A 14,475-nucleotide genomic window follows, 5' to 3' on the forward strand; every position below is an offset into this window, starting at 1 on the left:
CCGTTATCATGCGCGCCCGCGCCCGTGCTCAGGCTTGAAACCTGAACGGGCCAACCCGTCCGGACGTGGCTTGCGCCACGCGGCACCGCCGCCAGCCCGGCTCCAACACCCATCCGAACAGGACTGCTATTCCATGACTGACAACAACAACTGGTACATCGAGCACTTCGAGCGCACCGGCTCGGCCATCGGCTACCGCCTGACCGGCAAGCTGGACGAAGTGCAGTCGCCGTTCCAGAAGATCGAGATCTTCGCGACCACCGACTGGGGCAACCTGATGACCATCGATGGCGCCATCATGCTGACCAGCAAGGACAACTTCTTCTACCACGAGATGATCAGCCACCCGGTGCTGTTCACCCACGCCGCGCCCAAGCGCGTGGTCATCATCGGCGGCGGCGACTGCGGCACCCTGCGCGAAGTGCTCAAGCACAAGGGCGTGGAGAGCGTGACCCAGTGCGACATCGACGAGCAGGTCACCGTCATGGCCCGCAAGCACTTCCCGGAGCTGTGCGATTCCAACGACGACCCGCGCGCCGAACTGATGTTCGACGACGGCGTGGCCTACATGGCCAACTGCCCGGCCGGCAGCGTGGACGTGGTGATCGTCGACTCCACCGACCCGGTCGGCCCGGGCGAAGGCCTGTTCAACAAGGCCTTCTACGAGAGCTGCTTCAAGGCGCTCAAGGACGACGGCATCCTGGTGCAGCAGTCCGAATCGCCGCTGATGCAGCTGGACCTGATCAACGAAATGCGCACCGAGATGGGCAAGGCGGGCTTCGGTTCGTTCAAGACCCTGCCGTTCCCGCAGCCGTGTTACCCGACCGGCTGGTGGAGCGTCACCCTGGCCCGCAAGGGCGAGAGCAGCTTCGACTTCCGCCAGGCCGATGCGGCCGCCAAGTCCTTCGACACGCTGTACTACACCGCCGCGCTGCACACCGGCGTGCTGGTGACCCCGCCGTTCGTGGCTTCAGCCCTGAAGGGCTGAAGCGCCGAGCGCCGGAGCCGATTGCTGCCGCGGCCAGCCGACCAACGGTCGGCTCTACCGGTTGGCTTCGGGCCCGGCGTTGATCGTTGGGGGCCGGCGTTGAAGGGGTAGGCACCCACCGTTGGTCGGTGCGCCCTGTAACCGCGATGCAGGCGGACAAACAAAAAACCCGCGCTGGCGACAGCGCGGGTTTTTTGCGTTTCCGGTAGTGCCGGCCGCTGGCCGGCAACCCCATGAACCCAAGGCCTCAGATCGCCCAGATCCCGGCAATCACCGCCAACACCAGGCCCCACTTGATCACCTGGTAGGCCACCACGCTGCGCTCGCGCAGCGCCTTGGCCTTCAGCCGCACCTTGTACACGCCGCCAAACGCCTTGTTGACCCCACCGGTGGGGTCGCCCGGCAGGTTCGGCGAGGCGCCACCGGCCAGCAGCGTGGACGCCACCGCGCGGTTGAACAGGCCCGGCAGGCCGAAGCGCAGCGGGCGGGCGATGTCGCAGAACAGGATCACCCGGTCATCGGGTGTCTCATTGTGCGCGTGGTGGATGTAGGTCTCGTCGAACATCATCCACTCGCCATCGCGCCAGCTCTTCTTGATGCCGTCCACCACGATGTAGCAGCCATCGTCGTTGGGCGTGGTCAGGCCCAGGTGCAGGCGCAGCGAACCGGCGAACGGGTCGCGGTGCGGGCGCAGCTCGCTGCCCGAGGGCAGCTGGGCGAACATCGCCGCGCGCACGTCCGGCAGCGACTCCAGCAGCGCGGTGGTCTTCGGGCACAGCGCCTTGGCCGACGGATGCGACGGGCCGTACCACTTCAGGTAGAAGCGCTTCCAGCCGCGGCGGAAGAACGAATTGAAGCCGGCATCGTTGAACGTGCTGGACGCGGCGATCTTGTCCGCATCGCGCAGCGCCAGCGCCTCGTCGCGGATCATCTGCCAGTTCTGGCGCAGCGGCTCCAGCTGCGGAAACTCCTGGCCCGGGTCCAGGAACGGCGTGGTCGGCACCTTCGAGAACATGTACATAATCACGTTGATGGGGGCCATGAAGCTGGAGTGGTCCAGCAACTGCCGGGACCAGCGCGCGCGCACCTTGCCGCGGAAATGGATGTACAGCACGCAGGCGATGAACAGCGCTGCCAGCACGATCTTGGTCATCAGTCTTCCTCCGGCAGGGCCGGAACCGAAAAGTGGGGGCGATGCACGGCAGAAACCGGCACCGATACGGCGGCAGGGGGGCGGGGACGTGCCAGAGAGGGGCGGCCGCCCATGTCGCAATCAACAGCGTATGGTCGGCACCGGGTGCGTCGGGGTCAAGCGGGCGGTGGGTCCTGTTCAGCGCGCCGTGCCTGAAGGCGGGCCTGGGCTCTCCCTCTGCACCGCCACCCCGTCACCATCTCTACCCGCCCCTCAGCAAGGCCCACCGGGGCTCTTTCGCTCCGGTGGCCAGCGTGCTGCGCCACGCACTGCTGGCGTTCCTTGAACGCATTGCCCATTCGGCCCTGCCCGCAAGCGCTTGATCGAAAACGAAATTCTAGCGAGTGATACAGAATTGTCCGATTCTGCGTGACGAACTGTTCCACCCCCGGCTACGACATTTCTCCGACATTCTCTGGATTGGTGTACTGGCGAGTATTAAAATTAACGAAATCTTGATACCCACCCCTCCCCAGTAGCAGCACCGGTACGCCTGACGCTTTGCGCCGACCACCGGGTCGCCCAAAGAACGCCATGAATACTCCTGTTGCTTCGTGTGTCGGCACCGACACCGCCCCGGCCGAGCTGCTCAAGCGCGGCGAACGCCTGCTTGAACCCGACGTCTACCGCACCTGCCTCAACGGTCGGCAGGCCGTGGTCAAGGACTACACCCGTTACCGCGGCACGCCGCTGTCGCCGGTGGCGCGCCTGCTGGTGCGCCGCGAGGCCCGCATCCTGCAGCGCCTGAGCGGCTGGAAGCATGCCCCGGCCCTGCTGGGCACCATCGGCGGGCTGGCGCTGGGCATGGAGTTCATCCCCGGCCAGACCCTGAGCGCGGCCCAGTCGGTGGGCGTGGAGGTGTTCGAGCAGCTGCAGTACGCCCTCACCCGCCTGCATGCAGCCGGCATCACCCACAACGACCTGCATGGCACCAACGTGATGGTCAGCGGCGGGGTGCCGGTGCTGGTGGACTTCACCTCGGCCTGGCGCAGCCCGCGCTGGCTGCCGGTGCACCCGGTGTCGCGCCAGCTCCGCCGCAGCGACATGAAGAACCTGCTGAAGATGCGCCAGCGCCTGACCGGCCTGACGCCCACCCCGTCGCAGGCCGCGCTGGTGGCCGACCCGCGCTGGGTGGCCAGCCTGCGGGTGGGCTGGAAGCGCTTCTACCGTTGGTTCAAGGGGCACGCGTAACCCCGCCGCTGTGTCCCGCCGGCCGGGCGCGCTGCCCGGCCATGCCAACCCGACCCGCATACAGCGGACCGTAGTGCCGGGCTCTGCCCGGCAAACCAACTTACAGCGCGTCGGCGTCCAGCTCACCGGTGCGGATGCGCACCACGCTGCCCAGGTCGTACACGAACACCTTGCCGTCGCCGATCTTGCCGGTGCCGGCGGCCTTCACGATGGCCTCCACCACTTCCTCGACCTGGCCATCGGTGACCGCCACCTCGATCTTCACCTTGGGCAGGAAGTCCACCACGTACTCCGCGCCGCGGTACAGCTCGGTATGTCCCTTCTGGCGCCCGAAGCCTTTCACCTCGGTGACCGTGATCCCGGTGACGCCGCGCTCGGCCAGTGCTTCGCGCACGTCGTCGAGCTTGAACGGCTTGAGCACCGCCATGACCATCTTCATTCTGCTTGGCTCCTGTATTCCGGCGAGCGAGGATAACGCCTGTCCCCCGGTGAACGCGATGCGCGCGGTCAGTGCCGGCGCGGGCGTGACGGACTATCCTTAGCGTATACCCTGCGGAGCAGTAGCATGATCGACCTCAACCACCTCGATGACCTGGCCCGTCGCCTGAGCGACATGGTCCCGCCGGGCCTGCGCCAGTCGCGCGAGGAACTGCAGGCCACCTTCAAGACCGCGCTGCAGGCCGGGCTGGGCAAGCTGGACCTGGTCACCCGCGAAGAATTCGACGTACAGCGCGCGGTGCTGCTCAAGACCCGCGAGAAGCTGGAGGCGCTGGAGAAGACCGTGGCCGAGCTGGAAGCGCGCGGGAACGATACGCCCGCACTGTAAGACAGGGTGGCGGGCGGCGCCCGCCCACTACGTGACGAAAAGGAATTCGCATGTCTGAACAAGGATCGCAGATGCTGCTGGTGGCCGGCGCCAGCATTGCCGCGGTGATCATCGCGCTGTGCCTGCTGCGCCTCATCCGTACCGACGACGCGGGCCTGCGCAAGGTCTACCGCGTCGTGTTCTCCGCACTTGCCGCGCTGCTTGCACCCACCCTGGTGGCCGCAGGCCATGGCGTGCTGCCCATTCCGTTCGTCGCCGGCATCCCCATCCTCGCCTACAACCTGGTGGCGTTTGCCGACATGGAGGTCTACTGGCTGGGCCTGCTGGGTCTTGGTGCCGGGCAAGGCACCGGCAATGCGGTGGTGTTCACCCTGCCCAGCCTGCTGGTCTTCGCCGCCGTCCTGTTTTCGCCGTGGTCGCGCGCGCGGCTGCGCACTCCCGGCGCGCCGTCAGACGTGCCCCGCTAGCACGAACCGCTCGATCGCCAGCGCCACGCCGTCCTCGGCGTTGGTGGCGGTCTCGAACCGCGCCGTCTGCTTCACCACCTCGATCGCGTTGCCCATCGCCACGCTGGTGCCGGCGAACTGCAGCATGGTCAGGTCGTTCTCCTGATCGCCCAGCGCCATCACGTTGGCCGCGTCCACGCCGAGGTGCTCGGCCAGTTTCTGCAGGCTTGCGCCCTTGCCCGCCCGGTGGTCGAACACTTCCAGGAAAAACGGCGCACTCTTGAGCACCGCGAAACGATCGGTCAGTTCCGATGGCAGGCGCGCGATCGCCGCGTCCAGCACGTGCGGCTCGTCGATCATCATCAGCTTGATGAACTGCATCGCCGGGTCCATGTCCTCCACCCGCCGGTACGACAGCGGCACGTGCGACAGGTGCGAATCGGCCACCGTGTAGATGCTGATGTCCTGGTTGGGCGTGTACATGCGCCGGCCATCCAGCGCCTGGAAATGGATGCCCAGATCGCGCGCGATGCGTTCGCAGAACAGGAAGTCGTCGAAGGTCAGCGGGTACTCGACCACGCGCTGGCCATTGCCGATGTTCTCCACCACCGCACCATTGCAGGCGATGCAGAACTCCGCATCGCCCTCGATGCCCAGCTCAGCAAGGAACGGTGCCAACCCGGACACCGGCCGGCCGCTGGCCAGCACCACCCGCACGCCCTGCGCGCGGGCTGCGCCAATGGCCTGCTTCACCCGCGGCGTGAGCTTGTGGGCCGGGTTGAGCAGGGTGCCATCCATGTCGATGGCGATGAGGTGGACCGGGCTGGGGTGGTGCGGCATATCCATCAGGTTGAATGTTCGGGCGGTGCAGGGGGGGCGTCCAGTCTAGCGGCAGCGCATGAACGGCCGCGACCGTAGAAGCCCGACGCCACGCCGGTGTGATCGCCTACATACCGGGCTCCGCGCAGCCGCCATCATCGCCCTCACCCCAACCAACCCCGGTAACCGCATGAGCCTGGCGCTGGTCCACAGCCGTGCCCGCGCAGGCGTCAACGCGCCCGCCGTCCGCATTGAAGTACTGCTCTCCGGCGGCCTGCCGCACACCCAGATGGTGGGCCTGCCGGAAACCGCCGTGCGCGAATCGCGCGACCGCGTGCGTGCGGCCATCGTCTGTTCGCAATTCGAGTTTCCACAGCGCCGCATCACCATCAACCTCGCCCCGGCCGACCTGCCCAAGGAAGGCGGCCGCTTTGATCTGGCCATCGCGCTGGGCATCCTCGCCGCCAGCGGGCAGATCGATACGCAGGTGTTGTCGCGCTACGAATTTCTGGGCGAGCTGGCGTTGACCGGTGAACTGCGCGGGGTGAACGGCGTGCTGCCTGCCGCGCTTGCCGCTGCCCGGCTAGGTCGCACCCTGATCGTGCCACCGGAAAACGCCGCCGAAGCCGGCCTGGCCGGGCATGCCGATGTGCGCGTCGCGCGGACACTGCTGGAAGCATGCGCCGGGCTGGGTGAGCGCACGTTGCCCAAGGCCGTGCCTGCCGACGTGGCCAGCCTGCCCATGCCCGACCTGCGCGATGTACGCGGCCAACCGCAGGCACGACGGGCACTGGAAGTCGCCGCTGCCGGGGGCCACCACCTGTTGCTGATCGGCACGCCGGGGTGCGGCAAGACGCTGCTGGCCTCGCGGCTGCCCGGCATCCTGCCCGACGCCACCGAGCTGGAGGCACTGGAGACCGCCACGGTGGCGTCCTGCACCGGCGGAGGCATCGACACGGCGCGTTGGCGGCAGCGCCCGTACCGATCCCCGCATCACACGGCCAGCGCGGTGTCGTTGGTGGGCGGCGGCTCGTTCCCGCGCCCGGGCGAGATATCGCTGGCGCACAACGGCGTGCTCTTTCTGGATGAGCTCCCCGAATGGAGCCGGCACGCACTGGAGGTACTCCGCGAGCCATTGGAGTCGGGCCAGGTGGTGGTCGCGCGCGCCTCGCGCAGTGAGGCGTTTCCCGCACGCTTCCAGCTGGTGGCTGCGATGAACCCCTGCCCCTGCGGCTGGGCCGGCGACCGGAGCGGGCGCTGTCGCTGCGCGGTGGATGGCATCCAACGCTATCGCGGGCGCGTGTCCGGCCCGCTGCTGGACCGCATCGACCTGCATGTGGAGGTGCCACGGTTGGAGCCTCACGAACTCCGCGATGACACGCCGTGCGGCGAAGACAGCAGCACGGTGCGGGCGCGAGTCGTGGCGGCACGCGAAGTGCAGCTTGGCCGCAGCGGGAAGGCCAATGCGCAATTGCAGCCCGGCGAGCTGGCGCAGCATTGTCGGCTGTCCACACCGGACAGGCAGCTGCTGGAAGATGCGGTGGAACGGCTGCAGCTGTCCGCGCGGTCGATGCATCGCATTCTTCGGGTGGCGCGGACGGTGGCCGACCTGGAGGGGAGTGAGGACATTCGGACGGCGCACGTGGCCGAGGCGATCGGGTATCGGCAGTTGGATCGCGGTGGGGGTGCATGAATCGATAGCCGTCCCCGCTGTATTGGCTGAATCCCAGCTTCCCGCTCGTTGACTATTGATTCCAGCGCAAAAGAAATTCCCGGATTCCCCGCTTACTCCGCAAAGATCCAGCCACCAGACTGTCCGGCATCCGAACCACCGGCCCCCACTGGATCTCCCATGTCCCCCGCCTCGCACGCACCCAACGGCAGCGCCCTCTCCCGCCTCACCGCCGGCGGCTTCAGCATCGGTGTGGAAGCGCCGCTGGACAACGACTGGACACCCGCCGGCGAACTGGCCCGACGGAACAGCGGCCGGCTGCCCGGCGAACCGGACATGCAGCGCCATGCGGACCTGGCCAAGCTGGTGGACCAGCTCGGCTTCCGGGCGTTGTGGGTGCGCGACGTGCCGGTCTACGACCCGTCCTTCGGCGATGCCGCGCAGGTGTTCGAGGTATTCACCTACCTTGGCTACCTGGCCGGCATCACGCAGGACATCCTGCTGGGCACCGCCGCCGTGGTGCTGCCCATCCGCGAGCCGCTGCTGACGCTCAAGGCCGCCGCCACCGTGCAGCAGCTCAGCGGCAACCGCTTGCTGATGGGCGTGGCCAGCGGCGACCGGCCGGTGGAGTACCCGCTGTTCGGCCGCGACTTCCCCGGTCGGGGCGCCAACTTCCGCAGCCAGGTAGACCTGCTGCGCGACCACGCACGCGCGCACCTGCCCGAACCGCTGGACCTGCTGCCCCGCCCATCCGCGCCGCTGCCGCTGCTGGTGGCCGGGCTGTCGCAGCAAACCCTTGCCTGGATCGGCCAGCACATGGATGGCAGCCTGGCCTTCCCTGGCACACCCGAAGAGCACGCACATCGCGTGGCCGCGTGGCGCGCGGTGGCCGGTGCCAAGCCGTATGCCAGCTTCATCCACATGGAACTGGACGCGCACCCGAATGCACCGATGCGCCGCTGGCGCTTCGGCTTCACGGGAGGGCGCAACGCGTTGATCGCCGAACTGCACGCCATGCGCGCGGCCGGCGTGGATCACATCGGCCTGCACGTGCGGCGCAACCAGCGCCCGCTGGAGGAAACCTTCCACGAGATCGCCGAGTACGTGCTGCCGCTTTTCCATTCCCAACCCGCGGCCGACCGCGCGCCGAACGCAGCCCTGCCGGAAATCGCAGGCGCGTAGGCACGTCACCTGCTTCGGCCTGCCGCACACCTCCCCCACATCGAGACCCCCATGCGCATTTCAGTCCCCACCCGGTTGGGCTTCGGCACCGCCCCGCTTGGCAACATGTACCGCAACATCCCCGAGCAGGAAGCCCTCGACACCGTCGAGGCCGCCTGGCAACAGGGCATCCGCTACTTCGACGCCGCCCCCATGTACGGCGCCGGCCTTGCCGAAATCCGGCTGGGCACGGCGCTGCAGCAGCACCGGCGCGACGACTACGTGCTCAGCACGAAGGTGGGGCGCTTGATCCTGGATGAGCGCGAAGACACCACCCAACGCGACCTCGGCGAAAAGGGCGGCCTGTTCGAGCACGGCCTGCCCAACAAGATCGTCTACGACTACACCGCCGACGGCACGCTGCGCGCCATCGAGGCCAGCCTGGCGCGCCTGAAGACCGACCGCCTGGACATTGTGTGGATTCACGACCCGGCCCGCGACTTCCACGGCGAAGGGTGGCGCGACGTGTTCGGCATCGCCATGAACGGCGCGGCCAAGGCCCTGACCCGACTGCGCGAGGAAGGCGTCATCAGCGCCTGGGGGCTGGGCGTCAACCGCGTGGAACCGTGCGAAATGGCGCTGCAGCAGGCCGACCCGGACGGCTTCCTGATTGCCGGCCGCTACACCCTGCTGGACCACGCCGACGCGCTGCGCACCCTGATGCCGGCCAGCACCGCGCGCGGCTTGGGCATCGTGGTGGGCGGCCCGTACAACTCCGGCATCCTGGCCGGCGGCACGCATTACGAATACCAGCAGGCCACGCCCGAGATCCTGGCCCGCGTGGACGCCCTGCGCGCGGTGTGCGCCGAGTTCAACGTGGACATCCGCGCGGCCGCCCTGCAGTTCTCGCTGGCGCATCCGGCCGTGGCGGCGGTGATTCCCGGCGCCAGCCAGCCGAGCCGCATCGCAGAGAACCTGGCGTTGGTGGATGCGGCGATTCCGGCTGCGTTCTGGCAGGCGCTGCGCACGCGTGGGTTGGTGGCGGTGGATGCACCGCTGCCGCAGGCGGGGTAAGGCGCAGGGTGGGCGTAGTGCCATCTCCGTAGCGCAGCATCGGCCGATAGTGACTATTGCGCCCCCGAGCCACCCTCTTGGACAGTGGGTGGTGCGGGAGCGGTGGGATGGGGAAGTGGCTGCGGCGTGGGAGATGGCCGTCACTGGTGGCCCCCGCGATCCTTTTCGGCCGGAACCGACCGGCCCGAAAAAATCCTTGCAAGCGTGCGGATTTCTCTCCCATTAGCGACGGGATGTTTGTAAATCCTTACAAGCATGAGGAATCTGCCCAGGCAGGGCGATGTACAGGCTGAATCCTCACGGCGAGCGTAGCCGGCGTCACCCTGGAAGGTGAGATGCGCATGCTGCGCACCATCATCCACGGGGTGATCAAACACATGGCCGCACAGCTGCAAATCCCCGCAGCCACGTAACCACTGGACGCCTGCCCCGCACCGTCGCACCATGGCAGGCATGCGCATTGAACAGCTCACGCTCCCCACTGCCGACGTTGCCGCCACGGCCGCCTATTTCGCCGACGTGCTGCAGCTTCCCGTGCATGACGCAACAGTCACGCTCGGCTGGAGCCAGCTCCACCTCATCCCCGCAGGCAATGTCCCTGTCGGCGGTGTCCACCTCGCCTTCAACGTGCCGCACAACCGCTTCGCTGCCGCCACCGCCTGGCTGGACGCGCGCGCCACGCGCCAGCGCAACGCCGAAGGCCAGGAACATTTCACCTTCGAAGGCCGGTGGGATTCCGAATCGATCTACTTCACCGGGCCCGACGAGCTCATCCTCGAACTCATCGCCCGCCGTCGCCTGCCCGCGTCGGAGCGCACCGGCGCGTTCCACGGCAGCGAAATGACCTGCATCAGCGAAGTGGGCCTACCGACCAACGCCGTCGCCGCGCTGCGGGCCCGGCTTGAAACCACTTTCGACCTGGCACCGCTGTCCACGCCCACGCCCTACTTCGCGCCCATGGGCGATGACGAAGGCCTGCTGATCGTGGTGGACGCCACCCGCCGCTGGTTCCCCGAGCAGCGCTGGCTGCCCAATGCGCGGGGCCTGCAGGTGCGGCTGAGCGGCGTGACCGCAAACGCCGTGCTGGAAGACGCCGCACTGGGCTGGCGCGTGCAGTCGGTGTAACCCGGCGTTACCAGCTACCCGAGGCACCCCCGCCGCCACTGCGCCCGCCACCGCCGGACCAGCTGCTGGACGAGCTGGACGAACTGCTGGACGAACTCCCCGAGTCGCGATCAACGCGACTTGTGCGCCGCCCGCCCTTGCCCCGGCGCCCCGGCTGGGCGCGCTGGTGGAAGCCCATCACCATCGTCCAGGTGATGTAGAGGAAGAAGCCACCGGCGATCACCATCACCAGGCCCGCGTCATCGCCGAACTTCGCATAGGTGCGATGGATCAGCCACGCGTACACCGCCGACACCCCGCACAGGAACACCAGCCGCACGAAGAAACCCACTTTGCCGGTGCGCCAACTGGTGCGCAGCGCGGCCACCCACAAGGTGACCAGGCCCACCGCGATGGACAGCACAAACACCAGCAGCACATGCAGCGCCAGGCTGGGCACCGGCCGGCCCATCCACACACTGACCACGCTGGCCGTCACCGCGGCTACCAGCAGGAATGAGAGCACCCAGCGCGCCCGGCGGCTGTCTACCCACAACCAGCCCAGCACCATGGCCACCGGCACCAGCATGCCCATGGCGATCGCCAGGGCGGCGGTAGCACCGGGGGTGATCAGCGCACAGGCCAGCGCGCCCACGCACACCACCGCAAGCATGAGCGACGGAACGCGCCACCAGCGGCTGGGCACGCCACGCTGCCCCGCGCGCCGGGCCCATGCACCCACCAGCGCCCCGGCCAGCAGCGCCAGCGCCACGATGCTGTCGCCGCGGCGCCAGTCCTGCGGCAGGCGCACCACGTTGTCGGTCTCGGCGGGCAGCGGCAGCGCTTCGCCGTCGATCAGGCCCACCAGCAGCGCGCTGCCATCCATGATCCCTTGGCCGGGTTTGCCCTCGCGCAGGCGCGGAATGATGGCGTGATCGATGATGCGCTGCGCGTACGCATCGGGGATGGCCCCTTCCAGCCCGTACCCGGTCTGGATGCGCACGCGGCGGTCGCCCATTGCCAGCAGCAGCAACACGCCATCGTCCACGCCCTTGCGGCCGATCTGCCACTGATCGAACACCCGCTGCGAATAGGCTTCGATGCCCTCGTCGCCGGCACTGTCCACCACCAGCACCTGCAGCTGCGCACCGCGCCGGGCCTGCAGATCCAGCGCCTGGGTGCGCAGCTGCTGGGCTTCATCGGCCGAGAGCACCTGCACGGTGTCCACCACCGGGTCGTGCAGGTCGGGGATGGGCGTGGGCGCGGCCAGCGCCAGTGCAGGCAGCAGGCACAGCACCACTACCCACTGCCACAGTTGCGTCATCCTGGCGTGCATCACAGCGTCCGGTTGCTTGATGCCCGCATGCTACGCGATGCGCCGCAGCCCGGCGCAAACGAAGAAGCCCCGCATCACGCGGGGCTTCCGGGGGCGGCCGTGCCGGTGGCCGTCACTCTTCCTCGTCCTGCCACCCCTGCTGCTGGTTCTGGTTGCGCTGCTGCTCTTCCTGCTGCTGTTGCTGCTGGTCGCGTTGATTCTGGGAATCCTGCTTGCGCTGCTGGGTCATGGAAGGTCTCCGGAGCCCACCGGCGGAATGCCGGGGTGCGGCAATGCTGTGCAGCGCCGGGTTAAGGACGTGTGGGAGAAATCTCAGAAATTCGTCAAGCCATTCGCCGCCACGCGTGCCCTGCCCTCGCAATGCTTGCAATGCCTGGGTTTCGGGGCAAAAAGCAGCGCATATGGCGGTAGGCAATGCCCATATTCCGCACTGCGCACATTGCCTGCTCAGCTGCCTGAATTCGTGGCCTGTGCAGCAGCCGGGCGCGCCCCTATGATGACCGCCACCCTCGCCCGCCCGTAAAGGAATACCCCCCATGCGAGGACTCACGCTCACCGCCGCCTCGGTTGCCGACGCCGACGTGCTGCACCGCCTGCTGCAGCTGTATTACTTCGAGGCGTCGGCATGGAGCGGCGAGCAGATTGCCCCCGACGGCACCTACGACTGCGCCCGCGCCGATGTGGAAGCCACCCTGCGCGACACGCCCACGTGGGCGCAGCTGTTGTGGCTGGACGGCGTGCTGTGCGGGTTCGTGCTGGTGGACGAGGTGGAGTTCCAGGGCGACCGCATCCCCGAGCTGGCCGACCTGTTCGTGCTGCCCACGCATCGCGGCAAGGGCATCGCACGCGAGGTGGTTGCGCGCTTGGTGGTACCGGGCAGCGGCCGCTGGTTGCTGGCCACGTTCCGCAACGACACGGTGGCCCACGCGTTCTGGCGCCGGAACCTGCCGAAGATGGGCCTGACCATCGAGACGCCGGCGCCGCCCGATGACTCGGACTTCCACTTTTTCCTGATCAGCGCGGCGTAGCCAGCACCTGCAGCCCTACGCCGACGGCGGCTCTCGTTCGGCCACCGCGTTGAGCCAGGCGTGCTTGAGGAAGTCGCGCACGGCCTGGAAGCGCGGCGTTTCGTACAGCGAGCGGTGCGTCCACAGCCACACGTCCTGAGTGAGCGCCGGTGCATCGCGCACGCGCACCAGGCCGCCCACGTGTTCGGCCACCGTGCGTTCAATCACGCCCAGTCCGCCGCCAGCGGTCACGCCGTCCAGCACGCCCACCGAGTAGTTGCAGCGCAGCCATGGGCGGTTGGCGCCGGGCAAGGTACGCAGCCAGCGTTCCACCTCGAACTCCACGCGCGGCTCGTCCAGCCCCACGAATTCCAGTTCATGCCACGCCTGGTTGGCGATGGCCGCCTGCCGCCGCGCGGCGTAGGCCTGGTTGGCGTACAGCGCGTACTCCACCCGCCCCACGCGGTCGCCGCGCAGGTCGGTGGTGTCGGGCGGGCCGTAGCGCAGCAGGGCGTCGGCCTCGCGGCGGGCCAGGTTGTAGGGCTCGCGCGAGGTAAGCACCTCCACGCCCAGGCCGGGGTGCAGGCGGTTCAGCCCCGGCAGCAGCGTGATCAGCAGGAAGCTGGCCCATTCGTCGGCGTTGATGCGCACCGTGCCCACCAGCTCCTTGGGCGTATCGGCCTCGCGGGCGATCTCGTCGGCGGCCTCTTCCATCTGCTCGGCCAGCGCGAACACCCGCTGCCCCAGCTCGGTGGGAATGCAGCCGGTGGAGGTGCGCTCCACCACCTTGCCGCCCAGGCGCTCTTCCAGCGCATCCAGCCGGCGCGACAGCGTGGCCGTGCTCATCCGCGCGGCCTTGGCGGCTTCGCGCAGCGTGCCGCCGCGCACCACCGCCAGCAGCACCATCAGGTTGTCCCACGGAAAGTGTTTCATATATGAAACGGCCGCCTACGATATTGGGGGTTTTTCACCATTTTTGAAACTTATACCATAGCCCCCGGGCGCGCTACGAGCGTTGATCGCCGCCCCTCCCCCTCCTTTGATCCGCTCCCCGCGCTCCCGGCCCTGCCGGCGGCGACCATCAGGTGCTGCACCATGAAAGCTGAAAAGACCCTCTGGGACCGCGTTGTCCACGCCGTGCTGTTTGAAGGCATTGCCCTGTGCCTGTGCGCGCCGGTGATGTCGTACGTGCTGGGCAAGTCGCTGTTCGACACCGGCGTGCTCACCATCGCCCTGGCCACCTGCGCCATGCTGTGGAACATGCTCTACAACGCGATGTTCGAGCGCGTGGAAAAGAAGTTCGGCTTCAAGCGGACCGTGCCGGTACGCATCGGGCATGCGGTGGGCTTTGAAGGCGGGCTGGTGCTGGTGGTGGTGCTGCTGGCCGCGTGGTGGCTGTCCATTTCCTACTGGGATGCATTCCTGTTGGAGATGGGGCTGATCGCGTTCTTCCTGCCTTACACGTATGTGTACAACCTGGTGTATGACAAGGTGCGGGAGCGGTTGGTGCGGCGCGGGGATGCTGGGCGGGTTAGTGAGGCCTGACTGGCTATCATCGTCGGGAAAAGGTGTCCCCTCTACTCGATCGCGGCCTCGTTGATGTCTTCTTTCGGCCAGAAGCGGACATCGCCCGACGCCTGAACTAAGCCGAGCCACCAA

At 67.8% G+C, this 14,475-nt stretch carries 15 protein-coding genes; 10 read left to right on the forward strand and 5 right to left on the reverse strand.

All coding sequences use genetic code 11. The features are described from left to right. The first annotated feature begins 133 nt into the window (after window positions 1–133). Entirely contained in the window at window positions 134–988 is an 855-nt protein-coding gene (gene speE, locus ABIA71_RS05845) for a polyamine aminopropyltransferase (RefSeq protein ID WP_128095422.1), read from the forward strand. 247 nt (window positions 989–1,235) lie between these two features. Here speE and ABIA71_RS05850 read toward each other — a convergent pair whose 3' ends face one another. Continuing rightward, complete coding sequence (locus tag ABIA71_RS05850; RefSeq protein ID WP_354283869.1) at window positions 1,236–2,141, reverse strand: aspartyl/asparaginyl beta-hydroxylase domain-containing protein; 906 nt, start codon at window positions 2,139–2,141, stop codon at window positions 1,236–1,238. 573 nt (window positions 2,142–2,714) lie between these two features. Here ABIA71_RS05850 and ABIA71_RS05855 point away from each other — a divergent pair. Further along, entirely contained in the window at window positions 2,715–3,371 is a 657-nt protein-coding gene (locus tag ABIA71_RS05855) for an RIO1 family regulatory kinase/ATPase domain-containing protein (RefSeq protein WP_354283870.1), read from the forward strand. A gap of 100 nt (window positions 3,372–3,471) precedes the next feature. On the opposite strand, the gene ABIA71_RS05860 is transcribed toward ABIA71_RS05855, so the two are convergent. After that, window positions 3,472–3,810, reverse strand: a complete 339-nt coding sequence (locus tag ABIA71_RS05860) for a P-II family nitrogen regulator (protein WP_038685739.1) — start codon at window positions 3,808–3,810, stop codon at window positions 3,472–3,474. A 126-nt stretch (window positions 3,811–3,936) separates the two neighbouring features. On the opposite strand from ABIA71_RS05860, the gene ubiK reads away from it, so the two are divergent. Together ubiK and ABIA71_RS05870 are read left to right on the forward strand one after the other, a co-directional pair. Next, entirely contained in the window at window positions 3,937–4,197 is a 261-nt protein-coding gene (gene ubiK, locus ABIA71_RS05865; RefSeq protein WP_128097834.1) for a ubiquinone biosynthesis accessory factor UbiK, read from the forward strand. A 50-nt stretch (window positions 4,198–4,247) separates the two neighbouring features. Next, window positions 4,248–4,664, forward strand: coding sequence for a hypothetical protein (locus ABIA71_RS05870; protein WP_354283873.1), 417 nt, complete (start codon window positions 4,248–4,250; stop codon window positions 4,662–4,664). On the opposite strand, the gene yidA is transcribed toward ABIA71_RS05870, so the two are convergent. After that, entirely contained in the window at window positions 4,647–5,489 is an 843-nt protein-coding gene (gene yidA / locus ABIA71_RS05875) for a sugar-phosphatase (protein WP_354283875.1), read from the reverse strand. The genes ABIA71_RS05870 and yidA overlap by 18 nt on opposite strands. Window positions 5,490–5,652: 163 nt before the next feature. On the opposite strand from yidA, the gene ABIA71_RS05880 reads away from it, so the two are divergent. The 4 genes from ABIA71_RS05880 to ABIA71_RS05895 all read left to right on the forward strand — a co-directional run bounded on the left by ABIA71_RS05880 (window position 5,653) and on the right by ABIA71_RS05895 (window position 10,494). Then, window positions 5,653–7,155 (forward strand): YifB family Mg chelatase-like AAA ATPase, encoded by a 1,503-nt coding sequence (locus ABIA71_RS05880; RefSeq protein ID WP_354283877.1) that lies wholly within the window; start codon window positions 5,653–5,655, stop codon window positions 7,153–7,155. Between the two features lie 159 nt (window positions 7,156–7,314). Next, window positions 7,315–8,316 (forward strand): TIGR03571 family LLM class oxidoreductase, encoded by a 1,002-nt coding sequence (locus ABIA71_RS05885; RefSeq protein ID WP_354283879.1) that lies wholly within the window; start codon window positions 7,315–7,317, stop codon window positions 8,314–8,316. Window positions 8,317–8,367: 51 nt separating this feature from the next. Next, on the forward strand, window positions 8,368–9,369 hold the full coding sequence (locus ABIA71_RS05890) for an aldo/keto reductase (RefSeq protein ID WP_354283881.1): 1,002 nt from the start codon (window positions 8,368–8,370) through the stop codon (window positions 9,367–9,369). A gap of 453 nt (window positions 9,370–9,822) precedes the next feature. After that, a complete protein-coding gene (locus ABIA71_RS05895; RefSeq protein WP_354283883.1) occupies window positions 9,823–10,494 on the forward strand; it encodes a VOC family protein in 672 nt (223 codons plus the stop codon). A 7-nt stretch (window positions 10,495–10,501) separates the two neighbouring features. On the opposite strand, the gene ABIA71_RS20845 is transcribed toward ABIA71_RS05895, so the two are convergent. Beyond that, window positions 10,502–11,797 (reverse strand): TPM domain-containing protein, encoded by a 1,296-nt coding sequence (locus tag ABIA71_RS20845; protein WP_502961114.1) that lies wholly within the window; start codon window positions 11,795–11,797, stop codon window positions 10,502–10,504. A gap of 548 nt (window positions 11,798–12,345) precedes the next feature. Between ABIA71_RS20845 and ABIA71_RS05905 the strand changes: the two genes are divergently transcribed. Further along, window positions 12,346–12,837 (forward strand): GNAT family N-acetyltransferase, encoded by a 492-nt coding sequence (locus ABIA71_RS05905; RefSeq protein ID WP_354283885.1) that lies wholly within the window; start codon window positions 12,346–12,348, stop codon window positions 12,835–12,837. Window positions 12,838–12,852: 15 nt separating this feature from the next. On the opposite strand, the gene ABIA71_RS05910 is transcribed toward ABIA71_RS05905, so the two are convergent. Further along, entirely contained in the window at window positions 12,853–13,749 is an 897-nt protein-coding gene (locus ABIA71_RS05910) for a LysR family transcriptional regulator (protein WP_354283887.1), read from the reverse strand. A gap of 162 nt (window positions 13,750–13,911) precedes the next feature. On the opposite strand from ABIA71_RS05910, the gene ABIA71_RS05915 reads away from it, so the two are divergent. Next, window positions 13,912–14,361 (forward strand): multidrug/biocide efflux PACE transporter, encoded by a 450-nt coding sequence (locus ABIA71_RS05915; RefSeq protein ID WP_354283889.1) that lies wholly within the window; start codon window positions 13,912–13,914, stop codon window positions 14,359–14,361. Window positions 14,362–14,475: the final 114 nt, after the last annotated feature.

This window comes from Stenotrophomonas sp. 2619, assembly GCF_040548725.1.
Taxonomy (GTDB): Bacteria; Pseudomonadota; Gammaproteobacteria; order Xanthomonadales; family Xanthomonadaceae; genus Stenotrophomonas; species Stenotrophomonas maltophilia_AP.